This is a genomic window from Verrucomicrobiota bacterium, assembly GCA_016871535.1.
In the GTDB taxonomy this organism is placed as follows: domain Bacteria; phylum Verrucomicrobiota; class Verrucomicrobiia; order Limisphaerales; family SIBE01; genus VHCZ01.
This window is the reverse complement of record VHCZ01000002.1, coordinates 35,709-52,983: the sequence shown is the minus strand read 5'-3', so window position 1 is coordinate 52,983 and position 17,275 is coordinate 35,709. Positions and strand designations below refer to the sequence as shown.

The 17,275-nt window shown below is 58.6% G+C and carries 8 protein-coding genes and 1 pseudogene; 8 read left to right on the top strand and 1 reads right to left on the bottom strand.

What is annotated here, in order from left to right; genetic code table 11:
- Position 1 precedes the first annotated feature (1 nt).
- Positions 2-1,039 carry a hypothetical protein gene (locus tag FJ398_00600; protein ID MBM3836454.1) on the top strand — a complete coding sequence of 346 codons (1,038 nt, stop codon included), beginning with the start codon at positions 2-4 and terminating at the stop codon, positions 1,037-1,039.
- 6 nt (positions 1,040-1,045) lie between these two features.
- Complete coding sequence (locus FJ398_00595) at positions 1,046-1,852, top strand: hypothetical protein (protein ID MBM3836453.1); 807 nt, start codon at positions 1,046-1,048, stop codon at positions 1,850-1,852.
- Positions 1,853-3,110: 1,258 nt separating this feature from the next.
- Here FJ398_00595 and FJ398_00590 read toward each other — a convergent pair.
- A pseudogene (locus FJ398_00590) lies at positions 3,111-3,635 on the bottom strand (hypothetical protein).
- A gap of 106 nt (positions 3,636-3,741) precedes the next feature.
- On the opposite strand from FJ398_00590, the gene FJ398_00585 reads away from it, so the two are divergent.
- The 6 genes from FJ398_00585 to FJ398_00560 all read left to right on the top strand — a co-directional run bounded on the left by FJ398_00585 (position 3,742) and on the right by FJ398_00560 (position 17,201).
- Positions 3,742-4,890 (top strand): hypothetical protein, encoded by a 1,149-nt coding sequence (locus FJ398_00585; GenBank protein ID MBM3836452.1) that lies wholly within the window; start codon positions 3,742-3,744, stop codon positions 4,888-4,890.
- Between the two features lie 44 nt (positions 4,891-4,934).
- Complete coding sequence (locus FJ398_00580; protein ID MBM3836451.1) at positions 4,935-6,794, top strand: hypothetical protein; 1,860 nt, start codon at positions 4,935-4,937, stop codon at positions 6,792-6,794.
- Between the two features lie 13 nt (positions 6,795-6,807).
- Positions 6,808-8,367 (top strand): hypothetical protein, encoded by a 1,560-nt coding sequence (locus FJ398_00575; protein ID MBM3836450.1) that lies wholly within the window; start codon positions 6,808-6,810, stop codon positions 8,365-8,367.
- 2,771 nt (positions 8,368-11,138) lie between these two features.
- Positions 11,139-14,948, top strand: a complete 3,810-nt coding sequence (locus FJ398_00570) for a hypothetical protein (GenBank protein MBM3836449.1) — start codon at positions 11,139-11,141, stop codon at positions 14,946-14,948.
- 2 nt (positions 14,949-14,950) lie between these two features.
- On the top strand, positions 14,951-15,571 hold the full coding sequence (locus tag FJ398_00565) for a dephospho-CoA kinase (GenBank protein MBM3836448.1): 621 nt from the start codon (positions 14,951-14,953) through the stop codon (positions 15,569-15,571).
- A 70-nt stretch (positions 15,572-15,641) separates the two neighbouring features.
- A complete protein-coding gene (locus FJ398_00560; protein MBM3836447.1) occupies positions 15,642-17,201 on the top strand; it encodes an AAA family ATPase in 1,560 nt (519 codons plus the stop codon).
- Positions 17,202-17,275: the final 74 nt, after the last annotated feature.

Genomic DNA, 17,275 nt, shown 5'->3' with positions numbered 1-17,275 from the left:
TATGGCGTGGCTCAAGCGTAATTTGTTGTTGGTCGTCGGAGGCGTAGTGGCGTTGGCGCTGCTGGGTTTCGCCGGTTATTTTCTTTATACAAAATACAGCGAAGACCAGGCCGTCACCGAGCAACTCAATCAAAGCACCACCGATCTCAAGACTCTGGTCAATCGCGACCCGCATCCCGGCACCGACAAGGTGGACAATATTGGGGCAGCCAAAGCGGAACACAAAAAGCTGCAAGCCTCGATAGGCCAGATCAAACGCTACTTCCAGATCCCTTCGACGAACCAGCCTACGAGCCGTGACTTCCGGCGGATGCTGGACACCGCCATCGCGGCATTGCAATCCGGGGCGGAACGGTCCGGCGTGAAGCTGTCTGAAGATTATTGGTTCAGCTTTAACGCCCAAAAAGCTTCCACGGCTTTTTCGACAAATATCGTTGGGACTCTGGCTGCGCAGCTCATGGATGTCTATGATCTGTGCAACATTCTCTTCGACTCCCGGATCGTTTCCCTGGAGAAGGTGAAGCGTGTTTCCGCGGGCCAGGATGATGGCGGCGGCGGGTCGAGCCTCACGAGTATGGTGGGGGCGAGCGATGATTATGTGGATGCAAAAGCGGCGACCAACCAATGGGCTGTGGTCATGCCTTATGAAGTCACTTTTCAAGCTTTCAGTTCGGAGTTGGCGGACGTTCTGGAGGGGCTCATTCGGTCCCGGCAGTGTTTTGTGGTCAAGAATCTGACGGTTGAGCGCGCCGATGCGGAGCCGGCCATCGATCCAACGACCGGGCTTCCATCCGGAACCTCATCCACAGAGACGCAGCCCGCGTTTAATCCCTATGCCAGATACGGGATTCGGCCGGGCATGCCCATGATGAGAGGGATGTCGCCGGAAATGATGCGGCGATATGGCATGGGAGCGCCAATGGCGCCCCCCCCCACCGCCCCCAAGCCTTCGCGTCCCGGTGTCCTGCTCGAGGAGAAGGCGCTCAGGTTTACTCTCTCCATCAATTCGGTCCGTCTGAAGCCCTCCCCCGGGAAGTGATTTCCAATGCTGTTCCTCAAGAAACATTACGAGAAGATTCTGTTGAGCGTGGTCTTGCTGGGCCTGGCTGTCGCGGCGGCGGCGTTGCCTTTGCAGGTCTCACATGTCCGGCAGTTCCTGGACGAAACCGTCACCCGAGAAGTGCGCCGGGACCCCAAGCCGTTCAAACCGCTCGACGAATACCTGAAAACCAACGAAATGGTCGTTAAGCAGTTCGAGGGGTCGGTGGAATTCAATTTCTCTTCGCCCCATAACGTTTTCAATCCCGTCACCTGGCGCAAAGCGCCCAATGGCCGCATCGACAAGATTTTGATGGGCACCGAAGGGCCGACCGCTCTCGTCGTGACCAACATCGACGAATTGCGTCTTGTCATTCAGTTTGACAAGGCGGAGCCCGTGACAGGCAACCCGGACCAGTTTCGCTACTTCTTCACGATTATCAAAGACACTGATCCTGCTCCGCGGAAGTCTAAGACGGCCATGCTGGGGCAGCAGAATGATATGTTTCAATTGACCAGGGTGGAGGGGCCAGTTGGTGATCCTACGGCTTTGCACCTCGAATTCAAGGAGCCGAAATTCCAGGTGGTCGTGACGAAGGAGAAGCCTTTTGTCGCCGTCATCGGCCATGCCGCCGACATGCTGTATCCTCGCGATAGCAAGCCCTTTCAGCGCGTGCGGAGAAACAGCATCCTGAATCTGCCCCGCGATCCGGAGAAATACAAAATCGTTGCTATTACCAAGAACGAGGTTGTATTGTCCGCTGAGTCAACCGGGAAACGGACCACAATCGCGTATCATCCTTCGCCGAAGTGAACGAGCCTTTTTCGCAAAGGAAACCAAACATGACGAGTCGAGCACTGATCCAAATCCTTACTTGCGTCCTCCTGCTGGGGGCCGTCTCTCCGCTTGCCGCGCAGCCTTCGCCGGCTCAGCTTGCGGCGGACGAGGCCGTTCGGCGCCAGGCCAATATCATCAAACTCCGCAAGGTCCTTGAAGAAGCGCAGAAGGCGGAAGCGCAAGGCGACTTGCTCAACGCGTCCCGGCAATATCAGGAAGCCGGGGATTTGGTGGAAAGCATCGGCGTCGGCATCGAGAAAGAACGGGCCGATACGCTGACCGGTCTATCGACCGTTTGCCTGGAGCTGGCCAAGGCCGCCCAAAAGAAACAGGATTTTATCGAAGCGGACAAACAGGTCAGCCGCGTCCTCCGGGCCGATCCCAACAGCATCTCCGCCATCAACTTCAAGCGCGTCAATGATGGGTTGCTGGCAGAGCAAAAGGGCCGCATCCCCAGCCGCGAAATCCAGGCGCGCCTCCCGGAGGTGCGCGCCGAACGAATCGCCACTTCGACCCTCGTGCAGGACGCGCGTTTGCTGGTGGAAATGGGCAAACTTGACGAGGCCGATGCCAAGCTCCGGCAGGCGGTCAAACAGGATCCCGAAAACCAGGCCGCTTTCTACTACCTTAGCTACATTGACGAGGCCAAACACGCCCAGGAATCCCGCCGGCGCGAGATTATCTCGAAAGATAAAATGCTCCAGGTCGAGCAAGCGTGGAACCTCCCAATCCAACGCGACAGACTGCCGGTCTCGAATCCGTTCGCGCGCACCAATCTGGTTCATACCAGTCCCGAGCGGCAGCAGATCTATCAGAAGCTGGAGAAGATCGTGCTGGCAGAAGTTCTATACGACGGGATCCCGTTGAGCGAGGTCGTCAAGGACTTGAATGAACAGGCGCGGAAGATTTCGCCTCCGGGCATCAATTTCATCATCAATTCGCAAATCGACATCCCGGCGCCGCCGCTGCAATTGGGCGGAGTCGATCCTGTCACCGGCCAGCCGCTTCCGGCTGCGCCACCCCCGGAGCAAGTCGATCTCAACAACGTCATCATTCGGCTCAATCCCCCTTTGCGAAATGTGAAATTGATCCACATCCTGGACGCGGTGACAAAGGTCGCCGACCGGCGCATGAAGTATTCGGTGGAAGATTACGCCGTAGTCTTCACCCAGAAAGGGCCGGAGAATCCGCAGTTGTTTACGCGAACGTTCCGGGTTGATCCGAATACGTTCGTTCAAGGCATCGAAGCCGTGTCCATCGGCACGCTTGGAGCTGGCGGTGCTGGTGGTGCTGCTGGCGGCGGCCTCGGCGGCGGCGGCGGCGGCTTCGGTGGTGGTGGTGGCGGCTTCGGTGGTGGTGGCGGCGGCTTGGGTGGAGGATACATTTATCCGCGCGTCGATGTGACCGGGGCCGGGGCGTTAGGTGGATTTGGCGGCGGTGGCCTTGGTGGTGGTGGCGGCGGATTCGGCGGCGGCGGAGGTGGTCTGGGTGGTGGTGGGTTGGGGGGTGGTGGGTTGGGGGGTGGTGGGTTGGGGGGTGGCGGCGGCGGCGGTTTGGGAACGGGTGGACTTCGCGGTGTAACGACGGCCACGCTCATGGTGACAGTCCAGGAGTTGGTGCGGCAGTTCTTCATTTCGGCCGGGATTGATTTTCCACAGCCTCAGACCCTCGGGATTGGAGGAGCGGGCGGCGGCGGGTTAACCGGGGGCGCGGGTTTTGGCGGAGGCGCCGGGTTTGGCGGCGGTGCCGGTGGGTTTGGTGCTCCCGGCGGCGCTGGGATCGATCCGACCACGGGTCAGCCTGTTGGAATCCGCAAGGCGCTGTTTTTCAACGACCGCACTGGAATCATCTTTGCCCGCGCGACCATGGAAGACCTGGACATCATGGAGCAAGCGATTCAAACTTTGAATGTCACTCCGCCGCAGCTCACAATCGAGGCACGGTTCACGGAGATCACGCAGACCGACAGCAAAGGTTTGGGATTCGATTGGTTTTTGGGCAACACCCTGTTGGCGGATGGCAAGGTTGGATTCCAGGGAGGAACGGCGCCTTCGTTTGCCGGTGGACCTTCCCGTGCGAACCCCGAGGGAACCTTTCCGCGGGTTCCGGGCCTCAATCCGAATAACCCGACGGCGACAGCTATCCCGTCTCAGCCATCTGATCAAAACTTGACGACCGGTCTGGGCAATGTGTTTGGCAGCGACCGTCTGCGGTTGCCCTCTGTGGGAACGATCACGGGCATTTTGACCGACCCGCAGTTCCGAGTTGTGCTGCGAGCATTGGAACAACGTGGCGGTGTTGATGTGCTGGCGGCTCCCAGTGTCACGACTCTCAGCGGGCGCCAGGCGAAGCTGGACGTCACTGAGTTGAGATCCATTGTCGCGAGCCAGAACTTTGGTGCGGCCGCCGCCGGCGGTGGCGGTTTCGGAGGTGGCGCAGGCGGTGTCGGCGGACTCGGTGGAGGAGGCGGTGGCGCCGTTGCTGCGGCTTCAAACTTCACGCCTCAACCGGTTCCGCTCGGTCCTCAACTGGACGTTCTCCCAACCGTGTCAGCAGATGGCTATTCGATTCAGATGACTCTCATGCCGACGTTTGTGGAGTTTCTGGGTTACGACGATCCAGGTCCCTTCATTCCTCAAGCTCAGTCCGCGGCGGGTAATACGCTGGGCCAGCCGCTGACCGCGATTCTTCCCCTGCCCAAATTCCGGCTCCGACAGGTGATCACAAGCGCCAACGTCTGGGACGGACAAACCATCGTTCTGGGCGGGTTGATCGCGGAGGACGTCACCAAGATGAAGGACAAAGTGCCTGTTCTTGGAGACATCCCGATTCTGGGCCGTTTGTTCCGAAGCGAATCCAGAACTACTTCCAAGAAGAACCTTGTCATCTTTGTCACTCCCACGATCATTGATCCAGCCGGTAATCGCGTTCACACCGAGGAGAACCTGCCTTACGATCCTAACCTGACCCCGAAAGCCGCTCGTGCCGCGGATGCACCCACGCAAACCCAGTAACGAGGTCCGGTTCGATTAGAGTCTCGAAGCATATGTCGCCAAGAATGCCGAAGAGTTGGTTTGCCGCCAGCTTGCTCACCGCCGTTTGCTTGCTTCCCGGAATGGCTTTTGGACAAACCGAATTCACCGTCCAGGGCGGGGAATATCCCAATGCCGGGTTGCTCGCCGGAGACCAGGTGTTTTCAGATGTGAGCGTCGGCGATTCCGGCGGATTCCTGGTCTGGCAAGACAACGCGACGGATGGCGATGGGTTTGGCATCAGCGCGCGCCGGCTCACGGGAAACATGCTCGGCTCTCTGAGCGTTTTCAAAGTCAACGAGCAGGGCGCCGGCGACCAGCAAAACCCCAAAGTTCGCCGGCTAAAGGATGGCGGGGCCGTGATTGTCTGGCAAGGAGGGCCGTTGGGCAGTCAGGATGTTTTTGCTCGGTTCGTTGGCCCCGACGGCACGTTCATCACCGGGGATGTCCGCGTCAACACTTATGAGGACAATCAGCAGATGAACCCGGCGTTGGCCGTGTTGTCCGACGGCTCCGTTGTCGTGACTTGGTCGAGCTTCGGCCAGGACGGAAGCATGCAGGGGGTTTTCGGCCAGCGCCTCTCTGGCTCCGGCGCGAAACTGGGGAGTGAATTTGCCATCAATCAATACACCCGATACAACCAGCGAACCCCGTCTGTGGTTGGCTTGCTGAACGGGCGGTTCGCAGTCGTTTGGATTTCCGAACAGGCCCGCTTCGAGAACAGCATTGACGTCTATGGGAGAGTGATGAACGTTGACGCGCCCCAGAGCGGAGCCGAGTTCTTGGTGAACCCAGGGACGAACATTTGCGCGAACCCCACCATCAGCGCCCTGCCCGACGGTGGCTTTATGGTCGGGTGGAGTGAACGGGACATTGGCAACCTTGCCAACGCCTGGGATGTCAAGGTGCGGAGTTACGGCCCGAACGCTCAGCCCAGAGGCGCTTCGGCCAAAGTAAACAGCCATGCGAACGGGAATCACTATGCGCCGCAGATTGCTGGCAACGGCGAGTCGCAGCTCGTGGTTTGGATCAGTTCTGGACAGGACGGCTCGTTTGAAGGGATCTATGGAAGATTCCTTACGCCAGAGGCAAATTCTGTCGGGGCTGAGTTCCGCGTGAACTCATCGACGTCTGGGCCGCAGATTTATCCGTCGGTTGCCGGGGACGGGAATTCTCAGTTCCTTGTGGTCTGGTCGAGTTTTATTGGGGGCCGGACCAGTTTTGATCTCTTTAGCCAGCGCTACGCTCATTCTGTTCTGAAACCTGCCGCACCTTTTGTTTCTGCGTTGAGTTCGACTCGCCTGAGTGTGACCTGGCCCGATGCCGGCACGAATACGGTCAGCGGCTATGAATTATACGTGGACGACAACCCGGTGCCGGCCGTGGTGACGGGGAACATTTCGACCCTTGGACCGTTCGCTCCCGGCAGCAGCCATACTGTCAAGATGAGCTACCGCTTTGCCAATGGCGGGCGCTCTGCCTTTTCGGCCGCGGCCATTGGTGTGACCTGGGGAAGCGACGAGAACCTGGATGGTCTGCCGGATGACTGGCAAACCACGTATTGGGGGAGCGACCTGAACAAATGGCCGGAGCCAAGAGCAGACAGTGATGGCGACGGTTCGAGCAATCTGCACGAATTCCTGGCAGGGACCAATCCGATCGATTCGAAGAGCGTTCTGCGCACCGAGATCGTTTCCACGCCCCAGGGCAGCTTCCTGAACTGGAATACTCAGGCGGGTTTCGTTTATCAGGTGCAGCTCAGCACGAAACTGGAACAAGACTGGCTGGACGTCGGGGGCCCGCGTTTTTCAGCAGGATCGACCGATTCGATGTTGATCCAGCAGACAGGCGACTCGGTCTATTATCGTGTGAAACGGCTTCGTTAACGCATTGGCTTTTATGTTGCAGTCCGCAAAGAAAATTCTCTGGATTCTGTTTGCCGTTGCCGCCGCACAGGAGGCAGGAGCCTTTTCGCTGACGGGACCTCTGGAGACGTGGCAAACGCAGGCGCTCGGGTACGGACTCAACACGACGGTGGTTTCGGACAATGGCGGCACTGAAACCACCGGCCCCAAGAACCTCGGCGAAGAGTATCGCTGGAACACTCCGTTCCTGGTTTACAGTTTCGATCCGTCTTTTCTGGCCTATTTCGGCGAGAAGGGAGTCGAGGCGGTGGATGCAGCCATCAAGATACTGAATGATCTGCCGCCCGCTTCTCAGATGAGTCCGGATTTGCGCGAGTTCCCGCTCGACACCCGCCGATACAATTATCAAGCCGCGGCTCTGCGCATCCGGGACATGAAGACCTGGACGCTTTCCATCCTTCTGGAAGCGATGGGCCTCAGTGTCCCAGAGCGGTATGCTTTCACGTTGCGCGGGCGGACTCTCATCGGACCGATCCCGGTGTATGTCACGCTCAAACGCCATTTCGATCCTGTGACGTTTGAGCCATCGAGTTACATCAACGGCACGCTTTACACTTATACAATCGTTCAAACACGAGCCACGCCGGCTGACCCGTTCGATGCGTGGGAGCCGATACCAATCTCGGTTGACCCTTATCAGGCCAGCCCCAGCACCGTCGCGGCATATGTTGGAATGTTTGGCGGAGCGTCCGATCCGAGAGGCACGGCGATTTTTTTCAATCCCGGTATTTTTTATACGGGTCTGAGCCGCGATGACGCCGGCGGAATCCGCTATTTGCTCAGCAGAAACAATCTGAACGTCGAGAACGTTCCGACCAACGCGATCGTCGCCTTCAGCAGTGGTGGGTTGGCTGACCCGGGAATCGGATCGAGATCGACCAGTGTGCCCTGGGCTATCGTGGGCGGTGTCGTTACGCAGCCGACAGGCGGTGGAGCGACGGGTGTTGGTGGGGCGGCGGGCGGTGGAGTTCCGGGAGCCGGCGCGGGTGGCGTGACCGGTACGAATACGTTGGTCGATCTGGCGTTGCGGCCGGGAGTGGACAAGCTTTCATTCAAAAAGGCTAACTTCGACTCGTTCCTTGGCCAGTTCTTCACGAACAACGTCGTGTATGCAGACAGCTACGCTACGAACGGCGCATTGCGGAGCCAACTGGTTCAGCGGACAGTGACGCAGCCGGACATTCTCTTCTCGGCTGCGGATTTGGGCCTTGATCCGGCAGGGACACCTTACCTGTTCAACCGGGTTTTAACTTTTCAGAACAACGAAGCGCAGAACAGGGCGCCCGGAGGAACCGCGCTGGGCGGCCCTGGAGTCGTGAATTCGCCCGTGGAGATCACTTTCAGCAAGATTGGCCCATGGTTCCTGAATATCGGCGGAGGCGGCGAAACGCTGGCCAGCCGAGGATTGGCTTGGGGATCGTACGATTCTTCGACCAATGCGCCAATCGTGTTCCCGTCGGGAACCAGCATTCGTGACCTCGAAAGGCTCATCCTGACTCAGAGCGGAGGGACGAGCCCGTGGCAAGTGCCGTAGGAATTTGGTTATGATGAAACTCAGGAGATTCGTGCTGGTGGGAACGCTGGCGGGGAGCGCCTCAGCGGTCTTTGGCGCTTCAACGCCGCTGTTTGAGAATTTCGGAACGCTCACCAACGTGCCGCAGCTCGATGCCGCCGCGTTCGCGAATTACGGCGACTTCAACGTCAATACGCTGGTCCCGTACGAAACTCAAAACACCCGTTACTTCACAAACACGGGCCGGATGATTGGCAACCCCGGCTTCCGATTCGAGACGATCACGGCGAACAGCGTTCGGTCCCCGGCCGTCAGCTTTTTCAATGGCTTGGACGCCCGCATCGTCGCCAACGACGCCGGACGCTTTTTGCCCGGAACGGTCCTGACCAATTTCGGCCTTGGCTTTGAGAACTCGCAGGTCTTCATTTCCGCATCGAACGTGGTGAACAAAGGCCAACTGCTGGCTGATACGCGCGGCCGCGTTCGCATCGCCGGAAGCAAAGTGGACCTGACGCGCAGCAGCGTCGGCATCCTGCCGTTTGTGGGAGGCCAGGGCTTTGTCACACCCACGAACTTCATTCCAGACGTGGGGATATCGGATCGCTACTGGGGCATGGACGACGGCTCAAGTCCAGGTCCGGGTGGACCGCCGCAGCTCCAGCCGGGAAGCCTCGCTCAGCCTAACCGCGGATCGACCAATTACACGGTCGGATCCCCCCAGCACGCCGTGACCAATGAACTCAATGGATTCAGGACTTCTTTGCGCTTGACCAACGCTTCGGCCTTCACGCTAACCAACGCGGTGACGCCTTCCAATTGGGTCGTTCAATCCGTGTTTGTCCAAACGTCAGATACCAATATCGCTTTCAACGTGAAGTTCACTCCCAGTTCGATTGCAACGAACCCCTATCGCGCAGCGGTAGTGGAATTCTTCAAACTGGAGACGAACGTTCTGGACGGGGGAAACTTCACCAACTTGATCTACCTGATCGACCGCGTCGCTGCCGAAACAAACTTCATCCTGGCCACCAACTTGACCACCCAAACGACCTACCGTCCGGCGAATTACGAAGTGACCCGCGCGACGCCGTTCGAGTATTTGTCCGGCCAGAGGCCCAACGTGCCCGGCACGAATAATGTGGGCGCGATTATCTTCAGCCAGACTTACAGCAATGCGCTGGTGACGAACATTTACTCGGCCTATGGCTTCAATGTCACCAACCTTGCCTTCACGGTTCCGAATGTCCCCGGCGCGTCACTGACGAATCTGCCCGGGCGCGTTGAGCTCGTCGGCGACGAGCTCAACCTCACCCGAACTCGAATCCGGGGGGAAGGAATTGTTACGGTCCATTCCGGGAATGTCATCAACACCAACTCGGTTATCGATGTGCCGAACCTTTCTTTCGACCTGAAGTCTGCGAGTGGAAACGTGCTGGTCCGTGGCCTGGCAAAGGACATGATCGAGCGCACGACGGGAGACATCTTCGCCTGGACTGGCATGTGGACGAACCAGACCGGGACTGTCACAACGAACACCGTTACCAATCCTTCCGATCCAACCCAGGTCACGATGGAGCCGGTCACCAACGTCATCGAAATCGGTTTTCACGCGTTGGTCGTGGATGCGACGCGGGTGCGTGTTCTTCAGCCGGTTTTCACGGCGTCTTTTGCCGCGCGCGGCACGAACGTCGTGATCGCCGATACGCTCAGAATTCGGGAATCAATCCTCGTAGAGGCCGAGAACCTGACTGTGGGTAGGACCGGCCAGATTCTGTTGCCATCCAACATCCCGGATTGGAACCGAAGCATCTTCCCGACACTGAGGAACTTCACCAATGAAGGCCGGATTACGCTCTCTGGCACGATGGCGGTGGGAACCCAGAGTCCCACTGACGCGCCCTACGTCAATGTTCTCAACAGCGGCACAATCTCAGCCTTCAACCAGTCCTTCCGAGCCGCTTATTTCGAGAATACCGGGGCGATCCAGAGCGAGCGCGGAACGTTCCCGCCCGGAGTGGGCACGATCACCGTGGAGGCCGGCTCCGTCAAACTTGAGAATGGCCGGTTTGAGGCCGGGGGAGACATCCGTCTCGCCGCCAACGATCTCAAGATACAGAACTATGCCATCACCAACCGACAGACGTTCACGCTGGCCGTGACCAATTCCATTGGTGACGCCGCCCCGCTGACCAATAACGTCATCAGCACGGAAGGATTTAATTTTGTGGTTAAGCCGCGTGTGGGCGATTTGCTCGGGACCAAGATCGAATCGATCGCGCCTCGGTTCCTGGCGATTCCTCACGCGGTCGTGAGCGAAGATCGCGGACCGACTGCGGCCGGCTTCAAGGACAATCTCGCCCTTGGAAGACTTTTGTTGAGAGGCGACCTGGAGAGCCTGTTCGCTTTCGTGCCTTCAGGAAGCGGGAAGCGCGCGCTTTATGTGGATTTCCTGCAACTGGGGCCGCTCGTCACGAACGACATTCCGAATTCAATCCTGATCGATCCAAACGTGGTCGTTTATTTTGCGGATTCGAACCTCCCCGTGGACCAGCTCGATGGAATGTTTGAGGGCCGCCTGCGTTGGGCGTCGGAGTTTGCCGGTCCGAGCAGTTCCGTGGATGTGATCAAGCGCTCTGAGAACAAGACCATCAAAATGAATCGCGCTCTGCGCGCCAGCGCCAAACTGGACACGGATGGAGACGGCATTCCCAATAACCTGGACAACTTTCCGCTGGACGCCGATACACGCGGGGCTTCAACCTACAAGCTGACCTTTGAGAAACGCTCGTCGAATGTGTCGATCTCGTGGATTGCGCAGGCTGGTGAATCGTACGTTGTCGAATACACGACGGATCTCGGATCAGGAAGCTGGCAGCGTCTCTCAACGGTTACGAACTCCGATCAAACCGCCCAGCCCAAGATTATTGAGGAACCCATTCCCGCAGCGGCTGGCCAGCGCTTCTATCGCGTCCGGCCTTTGCGGTAGAGACAGCGCGTTTCGCCTGGCGGCAGTCGCTCTTTTCTGCCTGTTCCTGATTTCTTCCGACGGTTTTTCTTCTGAGCGGCAGTTTGCCGTGCTTGGCAAATCCAAGGCGCATCCGACGCGGCTGCTCGCTCGCTTTTCCGATCATTCTGCTCATCCGGCGAACAAGGCGAGACTCAGTTCGCTGGGGCTGCGCGTAGAGGAGGAACTCAAGTTCGTGCCCGGCCTCGTGGTGTTGGGGCCTGGCGGTCCCCAGCTCAAGCGATCCAGCCCCGAGGAGGAAGCCGGTTCTTTGCAAGCCGAATTGTTCGGGCGCCTCCGCTACTTGAGGGCCTCGGGGCTGTTTGATTACGTCGAACCTGACTTTGTTCAAAGGGCGTGTCGTGAACCCGGCGACGATCGATACAGCGACGACACGCTCTGGGGCCTCCGCAATCGCGGATTTGATGGTGGCGTGAGCGGCGCGGACATCGATGCTCCCCGCGCCTGGGAGATCACGACTGGCTCGACGAATGTGATTGTCGCCGTGATCGACAGCGGGATTCGTTACACTCACAGAGATCTGGTCTCACAGATGTGGCGGAATCCCGGTGAGATTCCGGCCAACGGCATCGACGACGACCGCGATGGATTCATCGACAATATTTTTGGGATCAACGCGCTGAACGGTTCGGGAGATCCGTTCGATGATGTCGGTCACGGGACCCACGCCGCCGGAACCATCGGGGCCGCCGCGAACGACGGGAATCCGCTCGTTGGGGTCGCCTGGCAAGTTCGATTGATGGCCTGCAAATTCATGGCTGCGGATGGTTTTGGGGTCACCTCGGACGCGATTCGCTGCATCAACTTCGCGGTTCGCAACGGCGCAAGAATCATCAATGCCAGTTGGGAGAGCGGGGCTTTTTCTCAATCTCTTTTCGATGCCATCGTCGAGGCCAGGAACCGAGGAGTCTTGTTCGTGACCGCGGCGGGCAATGAGCGCGGCGATCTGGATATGTCACCGGCATACCCGGCTTGCTACGACGCGGACAATATCATTGCCGTGGCCGCGTTGGATCGTCGAAATCAGATTGCAGCGTTCTCGAATTTTGGCCGGCGCCATGTCCACCTGGCTGCACCAGGCCACGAGATTTATTCCTCTTACGCTCACTCGGACTCTGCGTACTGGATCTTGAACGGGACGAGCACTGCTGCGCCATATGTGAGCGGAGTTGCGGCCTTGATCCTGGCCAGATCCAGCCATGCGCTTCTCCCGGAGATTCGAAATCGCATTCTGAGGACCGTGGTGCCCGTCGAAATCCTGCGCGACAAGACCCAAACGGGAGGCCGATTGAATGCTTTCAACGCCTTAACGGCCCGGCCGGACGGCAACCTGGAGCTGACTATCACCCCGCAGAATGGCGCCGAAGTGCGGGCCGGCGCGACACTGGAGATCCTGGTGACCGTTACCGATCTGGCGGCAGTGTCCAATGCGGCGGTGAGCGCTCGAATTGAGGGCACGAACGAGGATCTGATTTTTCGCAGCAACGGTGGCGCAACCGAAGCAAACTACCGTGCGCTGCTGGTTGCTCCGAATGGCGCCGGCCCCTTCACTTTGCGCCTTCGTGTGGCCGTGCCGGGAAAGAACCCGTTGGAGGAAGTTCTGGCTTATTCGGTGAGCGCCCCTCCGGACAATGACTACTTTGCCAGTGCGATCCGCTTGCCAGCGTCTGGCGGCGTATTTCTTGCCTCCAACAAGCTGGCTACGCTCGAACCGGGCGAGCCAATGCACGCCCGCGCGCCAACGCCGGCTGGCTCGGTGTGGTGGGAATGGACTCCGCACAGGCGCACGCCCGTGATTGTGGACTTGGCAGGCAGTTCTTTCGACACGGTCCTGGCAGTTTATACGAACGCGACGCTTCAGAGTTTGCGGGAGGTTGCTTCGGTGGACGATTCCGACGTGAAGAAGCAGGGACATGTTATCTTTGAGGCGGCACCCGGAGTGACCTATTTCATCGCGGTGGCTGGCTATTCGGCGCGCGACCGGGGATCGGTTCGTTTGCGAGTCCAGCCTTTTGGCGCTCCCGACGATCGACCGCCTGAAGTTCGGATTCTCAGCCCATTGAGCGGATTGACGTTGTCGGATCCAGCGATCAATCGCGTCATCCTCACCGGGATCGCGTTTGATCCGGAGCCAAACGCTTCCGGTGTAGAGGAAGTGTTGGTGCGGGTAAACGGCAATCTGGCCAGCCGGGCATTTGGGACGACGAACTGGTCGAGCACCAACGTTCTCGACTTGGGTGAGAACTCCATCCAGATTGCCGCAGTTGATTTTGCTCATAACGTATCCTCCACTCCCTCGTTGACGCTTTTTTATCGTCCACTCTTGTCCCCGAATGATCTTCTGGCCAATGCCATCGAATTGCTGGGGCGCAAGGGTGCTGTGAAGGCAGACAATACCGGCGCGACGGCCGAATTCGGCGAACCCGTCCGCGGACGCCTTGGTGGAGGCAAGTCTGTCTGGTGGAGCTACCAACCCACTTCAGACGGGCTTCTGACTCTGAGCACTGAAGGATCGAGCTTCGACACGATCCTGGGGCTTTATGTCGGGAACCGCGCCACGAACCTGATCGGGGTTGCGGAAAACGACGACGCCAATGAAAGCGCCACCTTCAGCGAGGTTCGGCAGGCGGTCAAAGCGTTCGAGACGTACCGGATCGCAGTGGATGGACGAGGCGGCGCCTCGGGAACAATCAACCTGGCCTACACGTTCACGCCCGCCAAGGTGCATCGCCTTCAAGTCAGCGCAAGCGCGGGGGGCATAGCGACGCCGGAGTCGGGATGGCACGTTGATCGCGCGCCTGTTCTTGTCACTGCGGTCCCGTTGCCGAACCATCAATTCGACCGTTGGGATGGCAGCCTGAGCGCCATTGAGGATACGCTTCTGCTGGTGATGACGAACGATGTTGAATTGACGGCGCGCTTTCGACCTTATGATTTCAGCGACGGCTTCGAAAGTGGGGATCTGAAGAAGCTGAAGTGGCAAGGTTCGGGTGATTCGCCTTGGATTGTTCAGGATCAGCACGTTTCTTTTGGGCGATTCGCCGCGCGGTCGGGCGCGGTCGGAGACGGGCAATCTACCACGCTCACCGTTGTCGAGACCTGCCGATCGGGGATCGGCTCGTTCATGGTGCAAGTCAGTTCCGAGTCCGGGTGGGATTTCCTGGAGTTTCATTTGAACGGACTCCAAATCCAGCGCTGGTCCGGGGAAGTCTCTTGGACGACCTTCGAGTTCCCGGTGCGAGATGGAGTCAATACTTTCGAGTGGCGCTACTCCAAGGACGCGGGTGGGCGAAGCGGGGGGCTTGATGCCGCGTTTTTGGATAATTTGGAGCTTCCGCTCTATGTTCCAAGGGATGCGACAACTCCTGCGAATCTCCGAATCGACCCCGTGGCAGCGGATAGGTTCTTGATCCGCGGGGGTGGCCAAATCCAGCAGGCGTATCGAATTCAAAGCTCTGGCGATCTGAGAACCTGGACCACGCTCTCGACCCTCGTTGCGACCAATGGGACTTTTCGGCTTATTGAGACGGCTGCCTCCAATACGCCCGCGAGGTTTTATCGCGCGGTCACACCCTGAACATGAAGATATACGGCCTTACTGGTGGGATCGGCATGGGAAAATCCGCAGCCGCGACCCTGTTGATGGAGCGCGGCGTTGCGGTCATCGATACGGACTTGATTGCCCGCCAAGTGGTGGAACCCGGTCAGCCGGCCCTCGGTGAATTGGAATCGGTATTTGGCGGAGAGATCATTGGCCAGGATGGCAGACTCATTCGGGAGAAGCTCGCCGAAATCGTGTTTACCGATCCGGAATCACGCCGCAAACTTGAGGCAATTTTGCATCCCCGAATCCGCGCGGCCTGGCTGCATCAACTGGAATTGCGCCGCTCCGACGGGCTGCCCGCGGTGGTGGTGGTCATCCCGTTGTTGTTCGAGACGAACGCGGCCGCTCATTTTGACGCCACGATCTGCGTGGCTTGCTCCGCGAAAACCCAGGCCGAACGGCTGAAGAATCGGGGTTGGACTATCGAACAGATCAAGCAGCGCTGCCGAGCCCAATGGCCGACAGAGAACAAGATGAGAGCTGCCGATTACGTGGTCTGGACCGAGGGCGCCATCGAGGTCCATGCTACGCAGCTTCAGCGGATCATCGAACACCGGTTTCCTTGTTCGCTGGCTGGCGGACTGGGCGCAGATTGACCCCCGGTGCGCCTGGTGCATATTAGCCGCGAGCGGCGAGACCGCTTCCATTTGAACTGATATGCGCGATATGGCTTCCAATCTCCCGCCTTCACCGGAGGAATTTCAACGGCAATTCGCGGATTTCATGCGCCAGCAATTTCAGACGATGGGCGTCAAGCCCGCCCCTCAAGCGGAAGAGGCCGGCTCGGCCGAGGACCCGCCTTCAAAGCCGGCTGAGCAGGAATTGCAATTCGACAAGAAACCGCGCGACGTCAAGGCTTACCTGGATCGATTCGTGATTAAACAAGAGGAGGCCAAGAAGGTGTTGAGCGTGGCCTTGTGCGATCACTATCACCACGTGCGGCTCGCCATCCAGGGTCAAGAACAGCCGAACTACACCAAGCAGAATATCATTCTGATTGGTCCGACCGGGGTAGGCAAAACGTATTTGATCCGAAGCGCCGCCGAGTTGATCGGCGTCCCATTCGTAAAGGGGGATGCCACGAAATTCTCTGAAACCGGCTACGTCGGCGGGGATGTTGAAGACCTGGTTCGGGAGTTGGTGCGTCGCGCCGACGGAGACGTCGAGCGGGCGCAATATGGAATCATCTACGTCGATGAGATCGACAAAATCGCGGCCGCGAGCAATCTGACGGGCCGGGACGTCAGCGGACGCGGTGTGCAGACGAATCTGCTCAAATTGATGGAAGAAACGGAGGTTCCGGCGCGATCCCCACAAGACATTGCCGGTCAGGTGCAGGCTTTGCTCGAAATGCAGCAACGCGGCAAACGGTCACCGGCCGCCATCAACACAAAGCACATTCTGTTCATTGTCAGCGGCGCATTCGACGGGCTGGAGAAGATCGTGCGCCGACGTTTGCGGGAGGCGACGATCGGTTTCGCGGCGCGCAATCAGACGATCGAGGACCAATCATGCCTGGAGCATGTGACCACCCGTGATTTTATTGAGTTTGGATTCGAGCCGGAATTCATCGGGCGTTTGCCCGTCCGAGTCGTATGCCAAGCCCTGGCGGTGGACGATTTGTTCACGATCCTGAAACAATCCGAAGGCAGTCTCATCAAACAATACGAACAGACTTTCGCGGCTTACGGGATTGAAGTTCTGTTCCGCGACGACGGCTTGCGAGAAATCGCCCGGCTCGCGGGCGACGAGCAAACCGGAGCCCGCGGCTTGATGACGGTGTGTGAACGCGTCTTTCGGGGTTTCAAATACGAACTGCCTTCGACGAAGGTCAAGCGGTTCGTTGTGAACCGTGCGTTGATTGAGAATCCAAGCGCCGGACTGGAAAGCGTGCTCGCTCAGCAAGCGATGGAGGAAAACGCCGTCGGCCACCAGTTGGTGAATGATTTTGCAGCCCGGTTTACTGAGAACCACGGTTTGAGAATCCGCTTCACAGAAGGAGCCGCCGATCTGCTTGTGGCCACGGCGCTGGCGCAAGGCCTTTCAGTGCGAGATCACTGTTCCTCCAAGTTCAAGGACTTCCAGTTCGGTTTGAAACTTATCGCGCAGAACACCGGGCAGCGCGAATTCACAATTGACCGGGACGCGGTGGAAGCTCCAGACAAGGTTCTGAGCGATTGGGTCGTGAAGAGCTACCGCGGAGCAGAGGAGGCGGCTAAAGCATAGGGCCGTTGAGTCTTTGTCCGGGGAACCAGTTCCAACAAAAAAGGCGCAGCCCAGGCTGCGCCTTTCAGAAGAAG

Bases quoted from the DNA above. Each gene is read 5' to 3' on its own strand.
- FJ398_00595 (MBM3836453.1), top strand. From the start codon at position 1,046: ATGCTGTTCCTCAAGAAACATTACGAGAAGATTCTGTTGAGCGTGGTC.
- FJ398_00585 (MBM3836452.1), top strand. From the start codon at position 3,742: ATGGAAGACCTGGACATCATGGAGCAAGCGATTCAAACTTTGAATGTC.
- FJ398_00565 (MBM3836448.1), top strand. From the start codon at position 14,951: ATGAAGATATACGGCCTTACTGGTGGGATCGGCATGGGAAAATCCGCA.
- FJ398_00580 (MBM3836451.1), top strand. From the start codon at position 4,935: ATGCCGAAGAGTTGGTTTGCCGCCAGCTTGCTCACCGCCGTTTGCTTG.
- FJ398_00570 (MBM3836449.1), top strand. From the start codon at position 11,139: ATGTGTCGATCTCGTGGATTGCGCAGGCTGGTGAATCGTACGTTGTCG.
- FJ398_00560 (MBM3836447.1), top strand. From the start codon at position 15,642: ATGGCTTCCAATCTCCCGCCTTCACCGGAGGAATTTCAACGGCAATTC.
- FJ398_00575 (MBM3836450.1), top strand. From the start codon at position 6,808: ATGTTGCAGTCCGCAAAGAAAATTCTCTGGATTCTGTTTGCCGTTGCC.
- FJ398_00600 (MBM3836454.1), top strand. From the start codon at position 2: ATGGCGTGGCTCAAGCGTAATTTGTTGTTGGTCGTCGGAGGCGTAGTG.